This is a genomic window from Limosilactobacillus panis, from assembly GCF_019797825.1.
GTDB lineage: Bacteria > Bacillota > Bacilli > Lactobacillales > Lactobacillaceae > Limosilactobacillus > Limosilactobacillus panis_A.
Genome location: NZ_CP081857.1, coordinates 1 through 10,959, shown reverse-complemented (window position 1 = coordinate 10,959; position 10,959 = coordinate 1). Strand labels below are relative to the sequence as shown.

Genomic DNA, 10,959 nt, shown 5'->3' with positions numbered 1-10,959 from the left:
TGTTGGTTGCATTCTGTTTGTTTAGCATGTTAGACCCCGTGAACTGACCCTACATGATTTTAGCTCTAGTGATAGGGGGCATAAGTGACCACTAACAAAAGAAGGGCCCTAGCAAGCCGTGAGAGCCTGTTAGAGCCTGTTTAATTTGTCTTACTATAAAATCTATATGCTTCTTCTAAAATCGTTCTATTATGGTTTTTTCTTTTTGATTTGGTTAATAGGAATACATTAAGACATACATTTTTATACATTTATATACATTAGGGGACGCAGAAATGTGATAATATCAGTAGTATAAGAGTATCTTTATGAGGCTTTTGTACGTGCTTTGTGAGGCTTTTGTACGTGCTTTATGAGACTTTTGTACGTGCTTTATGAGACTTTTGTACGTGCTTTATGAGATGATATGCTTTATTGATTAAAACCATCACAAAAAGGTATAATACTCATTAATGAGAAAATAGTACGAGGTATATAAACATGCTCCAAGATAAGAAAATGGACGTAGCTCTGAATAATGTCTTAACTCGACAAGATTATCTTGTTACGCAAGGCAATGATTTAGCCAGGGCTTTCGGTAACTTAACTTCATTTGAACATAAAGTTTTAGATTATTGTTTTTCCTACGTTAAAAAGGAAGATACTGCTGATATGATATATTCTGCTAAAGCTTTGGACATTATTCATCATCTTGGATTGAATTCTAGTGGAAAAAACTACCAGCGAATAGTAAAAGCCTTTAAAGGCCTTAATGAAAATACCGCTATATATCTTGTTATAACTAAGCCAAGTGGGGATAAAGGAATACTTATGACTTCTCTCTTTGACAGGATAGCCTGCTTTGAAAGTGGTCAAATTGATTTTAGATTTTCACGTGACGTGGCTAAATATGTATTTCAACTAAAAAAGAATTTCTATTCCTTTAAACTTGGTGAGTTGGCACGGGTTCGTAGCAAATATACTTTAACGTTAATGAAATTATGGAATGCTAACAGTATGGGAAAATTAACTAATACAACACTTAAAGGAACACTTGAAGAATGGGAGTTTTGGTTTCTAGGGACAAATAATGATGGTAGTCCTAGAACAATGCCCGCTGGTGTATTTAAGAGAGATGTCCTTAAGCATGCAGAACGGGAATTAAAAAAACTTTATCCTGATACTCAATTATTTTTAGAAACCAAGAAAAATGGTGTTAAAGTGGTTGGCTACAATCTGGACATCGTTAGGCTACATACACATTTAGATTTTTAATGAAAGGCAGATTGCAAGAAATAACTTGAACAGATTAAAATAGCGTTCGTGTTCACTTACTAAAAATAAGTAGTGTATTATTCTAGGTGCTTAAAAGAACTAGGTTAGGCTTAATCTTGTTTAATCTCCCTTTATTCAATAACTAATTATGGTAATTCTAGCTAAACTTAGTCTTAATTTAGTCCCACTATCTGTTGCAATTTGAAAAGCTAAAAAATGCTGACATCCTTTGCTAGAGTAAGAGTTAAGAGCTACTTTCTAAGATACTTTTTCAACATTATTACATTAGTACGATAGTGTACACTTGATGTAAAAAGAGGTGCTAACTTACGGCTGAATTAAAGAGCCTAGAATTAGATTAAGTCCTACAGAAATGTGGGATTTTTTTATTGCCTTAATACGTGTACTACTTCTAGGTAAAAAAACATGTACACAATATTTAACCAAGTAAAAAAGAGTAACAACTACTAAATTAGTAACTATTACTCTTCTTTCTTATCTAAATATTCCAGCAAATTAGCTAATATATCTCTTCGATTATCGTAGATTCGTAGTATCTTAACCTTTCTTTATTCATCATGCACTTCATAAAATATAGTATTTTTTCGTAAATGCAAAAATTGATAGCCAGTTAACCAAGTAGACAAGTTCTCCGCTGATTTACATTCCACTCTTGTTAGATAAATACGGAATAAGATAATAAAAATAATAGATTCCCGCTAAAAAATAATAAATCCATTAGCAGGAATCTATTTAGTTATTTACCTTCATTTTTCTTTAACAGCTCAGTAATTTCTTTGAGGTATTGAGCCTCTTCACTTAATTTTGCAGGTTCTTCCTCCTTTTTATTTCTGAAGCGGTTAATCGCTTTAACCATCAGGAAAACGACAAAGGAGATGATCAAAAAGTTAATTACTGAGTTAAGAAAACTACCGTATTTGAACTGGGCATCGCCAATTGTCAAGACGAGATTAGAAAGGTCGATCTTACCAACGAATATCCCAATTAACGGGTCGACAAGGTTATTAACCAACGACTTAACGATTGATGTAAATGCAGCCCCAACGATAATCCCGACTGCCATGTCAACAACATTTCCTCGTGAAATAAAGTCTTTAAATTCTTTAATCATATGAGCCTCCTTTTTTTCGCTAGATACTTTTGGTAGAAGGAATATACCCATCAATTCTTCGAGTGGTTACTTTGCCATCAGCTTTTACCTGAACATCTTTTTCATAGGTAATGTAGTCATAGTAGTTGTCAATTCCATAAACTCGTTGTAGTAAATCGTTCCAGAAGGTCTGTCGATCTGCGTCCTCTCGCCCTTTATTATCAGTAGACCAGGTCTTCACAAATTCTCGTGCTGCTTGTTGTCGTGTTGGCATAGTCTAGTTCCTTTCGTGCTATTAGTACTTAATATTATAACCACTAATTAACTTACTTTCCGCCCTTCTTCTTTCGTGTAAGGTGTAATTTCCTTTATGATAGAATAAGAACGAAAGTATTAATATTGCACGACTTTCCAAAGACGGAAGAAGGACGGAAGAATGTCGGAAGAAAAGTTCTATACCATTAATGAAATCATAAAAGACGCAGGAATAGCCCGTTCAACGTTTGATAAATTTGCGAATAGTCGGAACTTACGACCCGTAAAGACAGAAAAACGAGGGAAGAAGTTCTATTCCTTGGCAGACAAGGAGTTAGTAGTGAAACATTATAAGCAAGGAGAAGGTCGGAAGAAAAAGGAGAAGTACACCAACCACAAGGAAGAACGGCAAGATGAAATCGTTGATTTACTTAAAGAACAGGTTCAGCAACTCAAACAGGCTAATGAGCAACTAGTACACGATAATGATATTCTTACTGACCAACTTAAGGCTAAAGATGAGCAGATTGCTTCTGCCTATAGATTAGCTGACCAAGCTCAGAAGTTACACCTTGGACTAGAGCAGAAGATGCAAATGCTGCCAGGAGGCTCTGACAAGGACGTAGTAGATGGCGAAACAACTAACGTGACTAATTCTTCATCATCGGAGAAAAAGGACGCAGAGGAGCCGACAGGCACTAAAAAATCCACCTCAAAACGTTGGTGGCAATTCTGGTAATCTATTAAATTTCCAAGACGGTTTTAACTGGCGTAATGTCCAGTTGGTACCCTGTTACCTTCCTTCCGGTCTTTTCGGTCGTAAGGTAGAAGATTGTCTTGGGGTATATCTTGCCAAGTTCCTTCATACTTACTCCCAAGACCCGTTGACGGAATCTTCCGGCGCTCCATTTCTTAGGTTTTCCGTCCTTATCAGTACCTAAGAACCAACTTTCCCATTCTTCAAGGGTGCCTTTAATGGTGGCCCTTTTTAGTTTACCCATGGAGTTAGCGTTCCAGAGCTTTAAGAGCGTCAAAGAATACTTAGACCTAACCGCGGATAACTCGGAAAGCTTGAAAGAGTAAAAGTTCTGCTTTAATTCAAAGACAAAGTGGTCGACTGCTTCCTTAGTCATCTGGTCAACGGCCGCCCGGTCACGAACGTCAGCCTTAATGGCAATTGCATGATCGGCGCCAATGTCGGCAACCACTTTATTTGCCAAATCAGGGTGCTGAAAGTAGTTGACGACCACGTTATAACCAATCTGAGCAAACTGCTTGGCGGTTTCCGCGCCTAATCCCCGACTACCGCCTGTAATTAGCACTGTCTTTGTCATTTTGTTATGCCTCCAAATTAAATTCATGAACCCCGTCATCACAACCGTTCAATTCACTCACTTAATTTAACTGCCAGCCAATCATCCAAAAAAGAGGTTGAATTCGCAGTGAATTCAACCTCAATCAAGATTTAATAACGCATCAATTTCCAGTAATTGTGGCTGCATTCCTCCGCTGGTACTGACCAGATCAGGTAAAAGGGTTAAGACTGCGGTCGCAATCTACTCTCAGCGCAATGGCTCCCCTTGCAGTTTGGTTAAGCAATTAAAGTATAGCACAGGAACAGCCGATCAGAACGTGGGCATAATTTCTCATGGCCGTACTAACAACCAGCATTCCCATTTTATTTTTAAAGCGACGGATCAATCATAATCTTCACCTGTGACTTATCGGTGGCCAGCATCTTAATGCCCTGATCCAGCGCGTCGTCCAGGCTGACTTTCTTAGTGATGACCTGCTCGAACAGATCCTTATTATTGTCGATAATCCCCAGAACGTTCGGGAACGAATTGTTGTAGCACAGGGTGGTGATGATATCCAGGCCCTGCATAATCAGGTCGTCGGTCATGTTCATGGTTAACGGCTTGCCGTACAGCGCAACAATTTGAATCGTTCCGGTCCGCTTGGTGACTTTCAGGGCCGAGTCAAATGTGGATTGGACCCCGGCACATTCAAAGGTGATGTCAACGCCATTTGGTAAGTCCTTCTTAATGAAGGCTTCGACGTCGGTTTGGGTTGGATCAAGGGCGTTTTCAATTCCCAGCGCCTTGGCCTTTTCCAAACGAACTTTGGAAACGTCCACGATGTAAACGTGGTTGGCGCCGGCAATTTTAGCGAGGACGGCTTCCAGCAATCCAATTGGGCCAGCCCCCATCACAGCGACGTCTTGACCTTCCCGCAGCCGGCTCTTCTTGATGGCTTCGTATACAACGGCGGTTGGTTCAGCTAAGGCGCCCAGTTCGTAGCTCATATCATCCGGCAATTTGTGGGCGAAAACGCCTTGGACATTGGCATACTCAGCCATGCCCCCGTCTTCAGAAAATCCCAGGAAGTTCCCGGCACCGTCGGTCGAAACCGCCCGGTTACAGAAGTTGTAGTTGCCGGCGCGACAGTTTTCGCATTTGCCACAGGCCAGAAGCGGTTCAACGGCAACCCGATCGCCGACTTTCAAATCATCGACGTCCTTACCGACCTTAACGACTTCACCGGAAAATTCGTGGCCTAACGTAATCGGCACCGTCTTGCCGGTCAATGGATACGGCACCGTTGGCAGGCCCCACCCTTCAAGGTAGGCGTGCAAATCACTGCCGCAAATCCCACAGAACTTCACTTTTAACTGAACTTGATCATCTTTAGGTTCCGGAATCGAAACGTCCTCAACCCGGATATCTTTTTCACCATAGATTCTTACTGCTTTCATAAGGTTAGCCTCCAAAATGAAAATTCATTTCCTAAAACACCTATATTTTACATCAAGATGAAAGCGCGTACAATACCCCTTAGGGTTGACACTTTAAATAATAAAAGTGTCATCTCTAGGGGGTGTTTTGAATAGGAACATATTCAACGACGGAAAAATTAAGGTTACTCAGTAATTACCAAGATTCAGACTACTCACTCGGGGTATACGCGGATTATCACCAGGTGCGGACCTCTAGCCTTAACAGATGGATTAAACAATTTTTAACGGCTGGTTTGGCTGGATTGATTCGCCCTGAACACAATCACAGGTACACACTTCAAACCAAGCGATCAGCCGTTAAAGCTTACCTTTCAGGTACCCTGTCAGGCCAAGCAATTCTCAATAGATATCAAATTCGTAGTCTTTCCCAACTACATCAATGGATTGTCCGGTACAATAGTGGACAATTAAGTGTTGCTTACGCAACAAGAAAGCGAGCTAGGAAAGTGGGCCGAAAAGTTACTTTTGAGGAGAAACGGCAAATTACTCAATGGACAATTGATCACGAGTATAACTATCAAGCCGCGGCAGAAAAATTTAATGTCAGCTATCAACGGGTCTATTCATGGGTACAAAAGTACCAAAGAACTCACGATTGGGAAGCCCTTCAGGATAACCGGGGTCGCCATAAAGGCAAAACACCAACCAATGAAGTGGAAAGATTACGACAAGAAGTAAGGCAGCTGAAAGCTAAAGCGAAGGAACGGGAGGTACAGATTGCCTTCGCAAAAAATTGGTCGAAATACACAATCGGGAGGTGGAACGGCCGGACGATATCAAGCGATTCAGGAAATGAGCCAAAGTGGGTATAATGTATCTGATCTAGTTAAAGCAGCCGGGGTAAGTCGGCAGGCTTACTACAAGTGGCTTACCCATGAACCGACGGTTCATGATATTCAAGATCAAGAAATTCTAAAGCTCGTTAAACAGTTAGAAGCACAACATAAACACTGCGTTGGTTATGACAAGATGACCCGTTTGATAAAGCAGGAAAGATTATCATACACAGTTAACAAGAAGCGCGTCATGCGCATTATGAAGGAACACAGTATTAAAGCGGACTATCGTCAGCCTAAGAGAAAACGTGTGCAGGAGCAGGAAACTTATGAAGCACAGAATACCCTGAACCGCCAGTTTGAACAAGCTGCCGCAAATCAGGTGTGGGCGACGGACACGACGGAAATTGCCTACAACATTCGTAAGTACAAAGTCCGTCTACACGTTGTCCTGGATCTATACGGTCAATACCCACTTAGCTGGATTATTACGCCTACAGAAACGAGTACTGGGGCTATTAAAGTATTTCAAATGGCCAAGCAGAAAGCCGGAGGTCTGGCACCGCTAATCCACACTGATCGCGGAGCAGCATATACTTCCAAAGCATTCAACCACTACTTGGCTAGTAATAACAGCCAACATAGTTACTCAGCCCCAGGAACGCCAGCTGATAATGCGGTGATGGAGCACTGGTGGGCTGATTTTAAATCTATCTGGTTAGCACACTCACCACAACCACAAACGTTTGAAGACTTAGAACAGCTGGTGACAGAAGGTATCGATTACTTTACGCATTCCTTTATTTCAGGCAAAAGAAATGACCTTACCGCAGCAGAATACCGCTTCGGCAAGGCCAACTAGTTTTTATTATTTAATGTGTCAACTTGACAGGGTACAGTACCATCTTTATAGGAACCCACAATGTTTATATTTTCACTTTTCTTTAGACTAGAGTTTTCAGCCCTTAAGCTTGAATTTTCTGACTTAGCTGATTGATTATTGCCGCAACCTGCTAGAACTAAACTAGCTAATAATATCGTCGAAGTTAAAATTGTTTTCTTTTTCCTTTACTTGATTATCTCGGATTATAAAGGCTCTACAAACTTCCTATATTTCTTATATAAGATCAAATCGTCATGACGTTGCTTATAGTCCATGTTAGTAAACCAACGCACGCCCTTAACTCTAATATATCGATGCCCTTGCTCATCAATTCGTATTCCCGAAGCCTTTAACAGGTCACTCAAAATAGCGAATTTGTTTTTGAGATTCAGCACTTTAATCGACTCTGGTCCCAACATCAACTGACTAGCCCAGTTATGACGCCGACACTCACCTACCACACCGTAGCAATTATCGAAGATTTATACCGCCAATGGACCACAAGTATTTGATTTGAAAAAACGCTTTCACAACTGTTATAGTATTAGTGTAACCAATAGTTATGAAGAGGGGTTCATTATGACAACTTACAATTATGACTTTCCAAAATCAAAAGCACAACTCAATCAACTGATTGCCGATATCAGCCAATTAAAGGTCAACGTTCAACAAACACACTGGTATATGCGCGGTGAAAACTTCTTCCGTCTCCATCCGCTGATGGACGAATATGGCGATCAACTAAGCAAACAGCTCGATCAAATTGCAGAACGCTTGATTGCTTTAAACGGCAGCCCACTGGCAACAACTCACGAATTCATTGAAAATACTGGCCTACCAGATGACAAAGTCGCTTTTGATCAATTAACGATGACTGAATTCATGCAACGGCTAGTTGATCAATTCAAGTACCTACGTGACCAATACCAAAAAGGAATCGAAGTTACTGACGAAGAAAAAGACTTCCCAACTCAAGATATGCTTAATGGCTTCAAGGATGAAACCGATAAAAATATTTGGATGATCAGTGCTTATCTAGGCAAAGCACCATTCGCTGACTAATATAAAAGACCATATGGCTATAAACGAGTAGCAATATGGTCTTTTTCTTATGCTTGAATTTACACTTTAAGTGCAACACTAATTAAATAAAGAATGGCCCATGCCAAATTTCTGTAAAATGATGTTTGCGAAAACAATCATGAAAGGAATTTAGCCATGGACCACTACAAGCATATTACCATAGATGAACGGGAAACTATCTTTTTAATGAGGAATCATGGAAACTCACTTCGTGAGATTGCCAGCCATATCAAGAAAAGTTACTCAACCATTTCTCGAGAATTAAGCTGTAATTCTACTGGTAGATCCTATTCACCTTCGAAGGCTCAGGAGAAGTATAAACAGCGCAAAGGCAATTGTGGCAGAGTCTCTCTTTTGAGTAATCCTCAGGTGTTTGAAGTGGTGAAAGAACACTTCTGCGAAGACCTTTGGTCTCCGGAAGAAATATCGAATCGCTTGGCAGTCGAAAAGTATCCGGTGCAGATCAGTACCACGACTATTTACCGTGGGATTTTCAATGGCTTATTTGATAATTTGTTTAAATCTGGCAGCTCTAGTGCCGTGCGCCATCTAAGGCATCACGGCAAGTCTCGCCACAATAAAGCTTATCAAGAAAAGCGAGGCAAGATTCCAATCCCCAACAAGATTCATGATCGTCCGCGAGAAGCTGACAACCGTGTAGAAATTGGTCACTGGGAAGGTGATACCGTGTTAGGCAAAAGCGGAAAGGCTTGTGTCGTTACATTGGTTGATCGAAAATCTCGTTACCTGCTTATTGGTAAAGCTGCTAAAAGAACTTCAGAAGCAGTCACGGATACTTTGAGCGACTTAATGAAGCTATGGCCTGGTAGATCGTTAACGATTACCCCGGATAGGGGTAAAGAGTTTGCCAAAGTTCAATGTTTAACTGATAAGTTTGGTACGCCCTTCTACTTTCCCGATCCTCACTCTCCTTGGCAACGAGGAACTAACGAAAATACTAACGGCTTGCTTCACGAATATTTGCCAAAAGGAACTGACCTTGATTCAATTACTGACCGCCGGATACAAGCATATGCAGAACAAATGAATAATCGTCCCCGTAAATGTCTCGGATGGAAAACGCCTTATGAAATATTCTTTAATGTAGTGTTGCACTTAATTTGACAATTCAAGTCATATTCTTTAGCACTCGATTTCCTTGTTATACCTTTAGAGCTAATTTGTAGTAGGTGCTGATAAGTCTCCATACGATTGAGTATCACCAGATGACCAAGTAATAGAACCGTCACTATGTACATATCCTACTTGTCCGTCTTGTCCACCACCATGAATTGCATATCCTCCATCACCAGTAGGAGTTGCTTGAAACGTACCAGGCTCGCTGTGCATACTATGCTCAACAAGATTAGCAGCGTCTTGAGCAGATTTGATTGGACTCGAAGAATTTGATGATGAGCTTGATTTGGCTTGCTGACCATCATTGGCTGAGCCATTATTATTTGAGTTAGTCTGGTTATTGCTGGATTGCCCTTGCCCCACTGAACCTAGAATTTCTTCAATTACACTCTTTTGATTGCCAAATTCTTTAGCTAATTGTTGTTTAGAGTAGGTCTTATGTCCATTATCGTGGCCCATACTATCCTCTTGTGGCTTATCATAAGTAACTTCTACATTATCCTCTGTAACTGTCATAGAAGTCGTATGAGCGCCAAAATCAATGTGATAAGTATTACCGTCTTGGTTCCAGTTCATATTATCCTTGTTACGATTTAGTTCATTAGCAGTCTGTCCTTGTAACTTCAAGTAAGCCATCAAAGCATAGTCTTGCTCACTATACTTCGCTTGTCTTTCACTCGACTTTTTAGCCTTCAAGCTGGAATCTTCCGCCCTTAGACTGGAATTCTCTGCTTTGGTTGAGTTACTGGTCGATTGATTATTACCACAGCCTGCTAATGCCAAACTAGCCAACAGTATTGTTGATGTTAAAATTATTCTTTTCTTCATAAGACTTACTCCTATCCTTTTGCATGTTTAAATTATATCTCTTTTCCTTTTCCTTAAAGTGTAACTTTTGAGTACACTCTAACGTTCAATTCATAAGCCCCGACATTAAGCCTTTACTACTGTAACATTTAGGTGTAACATAAGGGTGTAGAGAAATAAGGGGGTTATTCAAATGGCATTAGTATTCTATGCACGGGTATCTAGTAAGGGGCAAAATTTAGCACGGCAATTGGCTAGAGCTAAAGAAGTTGAAGCAGATAAAGTCTTTACTGATAAGCTTTCCGGCAAGACTACCGACCGGCCAGGGCTTCATGATCTTTTCTCTTATGTTCGTGAAGGTGACACGGTAGAGGTTATTAGTCTGGACCGATTGAGCCGTAATTACAAAGACATTCAGCGCCTAGTACAGGAGCTAAAGAATAAAGGTGTAAGTCTGATTGTTGATGACCTACCACAGACCCACACTGGCAACAATCTTGTTGACCAGTTCATGCTTGACATGATGATAAGTTTAATGGGTTTTGTGGCCCAGAACGAACGGGAAAAGATTAGAGAGCGTCAGCGTCAAGGTATCGAACAAGCTAAGAAGCGTGGTGCTTATAAAGGTCGTCCTACTAAGTTTTCCGAAGACAGTTCAGACCGTGAAGGCAGGCTAGTCTTTGAAGGTATCAAGAAAGATTATCAATCTGGCAATTATAAGAGTAAAGCTGGTCTAGCCCGTAAGTATGGACTTTCAAGACAGCAACTTTATAGGATTTTAAAGCGTATTGACCAGAATAACTAAAAGAGGGTAATTGTATGCTATGGAAAGTATTAAAGTATATCGGAATTGGTC

Annotated in this window: 12 protein-coding genes, 1 pseudogene and 1 riboswitch; of the genes and pseudogenes, 7 read left to right on the top strand and 6 right to left on the bottom strand. The window is 40.5% G+C overall.

The genetic code is table 11. The annotated features are described in order from the left end of the window. The first annotated feature begins 480 nt into the window (after positions 1–480). Positions 481–1,254, top strand: a complete 774-nt coding sequence (locus KZE55_RS10160; RefSeq protein ID WP_072574873.1) for a replication initiation protein — start codon at positions 481–483, stop codon at positions 1,252–1,254. 757 nt (positions 1,255–2,011) lie between these two features. On the opposite strand, the gene mscL is transcribed toward KZE55_RS10160, so the two are convergent. Both mscL and KZE55_RS10150 read right to left on the bottom strand, forming a co-directional pair. After that, on the bottom strand, positions 2,012–2,386 hold the full coding sequence (gene mscL, locus KZE55_RS10155; RefSeq protein WP_222260106.1) for a large-conductance mechanosensitive channel protein MscL: 375 nt from the start codon (positions 2,384–2,386) through the stop codon (positions 2,012–2,014). A gap of 19 nt (positions 2,387–2,405) precedes the next feature. Beyond that, positions 2,406–2,639: a type IIL restriction-modification enzyme MmeI gene (locus KZE55_RS10150; protein ID WP_222260104.1), complete on the bottom strand. Its 234-nt coding sequence runs from the start codon at positions 2,637–2,639 to the stop codon at positions 2,406–2,408. A 162-nt stretch (positions 2,640–2,801) separates the two neighbouring features. Between KZE55_RS10150 and KZE55_RS10145 the strand changes: the two genes are divergently transcribed. After that, positions 2,802–3,359, top strand: coding sequence for a transcriptional regulator (locus tag KZE55_RS10145; RefSeq protein ID WP_222260102.1), 558 nt, complete (start codon positions 2,802–2,804; stop codon positions 3,357–3,359). Between the two features lie 4 nt (positions 3,360–3,363). Here KZE55_RS10145 and KZE55_RS10140 read toward each other — a convergent pair whose 3' ends face one another. Continuing rightward, complete coding sequence (locus KZE55_RS10140) at positions 3,364–3,954, bottom strand: SDR family NAD(P)-dependent oxidoreductase (protein ID WP_222260100.1); 591 nt, start codon at positions 3,952–3,954, stop codon at positions 3,364–3,366. A 150-nt stretch (positions 3,955–4,104) separates the two neighbouring features. Next, positions 4,105–4,211: riboswitch (TPP riboswitch) on the bottom strand. A gap of 93 nt (positions 4,212–4,304) precedes the next feature. Then, positions 4,305–5,375 carry a 2,3-butanediol dehydrogenase gene (locus KZE55_RS10135; protein WP_222260098.1) on the bottom strand — a complete coding sequence of 357 codons (1,071 nt, stop codon included), beginning with the start codon at positions 5,373–5,375 and terminating at the stop codon, positions 4,305–4,307. Positions 5,376–5,599: 224 nt separating this feature from the next. Between KZE55_RS10135 and KZE55_RS10130 the strand changes: the two are divergent. After that, positions 5,600–6,213 (top strand): annotated as a pseudogene (locus KZE55_RS10130) (transposase). Then, the gene (locus KZE55_RS10125; RefSeq protein ID WP_315853409.1) at positions 6,150–7,055 is read left to right on the top strand and encodes an IS3 family transposase; all 906 of its coding nucleotides are present in this window, start codon (positions 6,150–6,152) and stop codon (positions 7,053–7,055) included. The pseudogene KZE55_RS10130 and the gene KZE55_RS10125 overlap by 64 nt, the downstream one beginning before the upstream one ends. A 224-nt stretch (positions 7,056–7,279) precedes the next feature. On the opposite strand, the gene KZE55_RS10120 is transcribed toward KZE55_RS10125, so the two are convergent. Beyond that, entirely contained in the window at positions 7,280–7,495 is a 216-nt protein-coding gene (locus KZE55_RS10120; RefSeq protein WP_222260116.1) for an adenine-specific methyltransferase EcoRI family protein, read from the bottom strand. A gap of 160 nt (positions 7,496–7,655) precedes the next feature. Here KZE55_RS10120 and KZE55_RS10115 point away from each other — a divergent pair, with 160 nt between their 5' ends. Both KZE55_RS10115 and KZE55_RS10110 read left to right on the top strand, forming a co-directional pair. Further along, on the top strand, positions 7,656–8,138 hold the full coding sequence (locus tag KZE55_RS10115) for a Dps family protein (RefSeq protein WP_222260114.1): 483 nt from the start codon (positions 7,656–7,658) through the stop codon (positions 8,136–8,138). Between the two features lie 156 nt (positions 8,139–8,294). After that, a complete protein-coding gene (locus KZE55_RS10110) occupies positions 8,295–9,284 on the top strand; it encodes an IS30 family transposase (RefSeq protein WP_222260112.1) in 990 nt (329 codons plus the stop codon). A 51-nt stretch (positions 9,285–9,335) separates the two neighbouring features. Here KZE55_RS10110 and KZE55_RS10105 read toward each other — a convergent pair whose 3' ends face one another. Further along, on the bottom strand, positions 9,336–10,124 hold the full coding sequence (locus KZE55_RS10105) for a hypothetical protein (RefSeq protein ID WP_222260110.1): 789 nt from the start codon (positions 10,122–10,124) through the stop codon (positions 9,336–9,338). A gap of 172 nt (positions 10,125–10,296) precedes the next feature. Between KZE55_RS10105 and KZE55_RS10100 the strand changes: the two genes are divergently transcribed. After that, positions 10,297–10,908, top strand: coding sequence for a recombinase family protein (locus KZE55_RS10100; RefSeq protein ID WP_222260108.1), 612 nt, complete (start codon positions 10,297–10,299; stop codon positions 10,906–10,908). The last annotated feature ends 51 nt before the right edge of the window (positions 10,909–10,959 follow it).